This is a genomic window from Pseudomonas sp. SIMBA_041, assembly GCF_046535095.1.
In the GTDB taxonomy this organism is placed as follows: domain Bacteria; phylum Pseudomonadota; class Gammaproteobacteria; order Pseudomonadales; family Pseudomonadaceae; genus Aquipseudomonas; species Aquipseudomonas mucoides.
On the sequence record NZ_JAWRXJ010000643.1, the window covers coordinates 1 to 252 of the forward strand.

Below are 252 nucleotides of genomic sequence, written 5' to 3' on the forward strand. Positions count from 1 at the left end.
GTGCTGAAAGAACTTACTACAGTTATGTGTTTTTAAACAGCCTTACTTTAGAAGACGCAACACATCAATTGATTACAGTTCTTGATCATCTTAAAGACGACTATGATATCAATGAACCTTTTTCTTATCGGGTTCCTTACACCAGAAAAGAACTTTCTTCTTTAACAGGTTTGAGAATTGAGACCGTTATCAGAATCTTAAAGAAGCTCCAAAAAGAACAGGTTGTAAAAATCATCAGAGGCAGAGTCTATT

The 252-nt window shown here is 34.5% G+C and carries 1 protein-coding gene; it reads left to right on the forward strand.

The window, feature by feature from the left end:
• A partial coding sequence (locus tag SB725_RS32690) for a helix-turn-helix domain-containing protein (protein ID WP_410923637.1) occupies positions 1 to 252 on the forward strand: 252 nt, incomplete at both ends.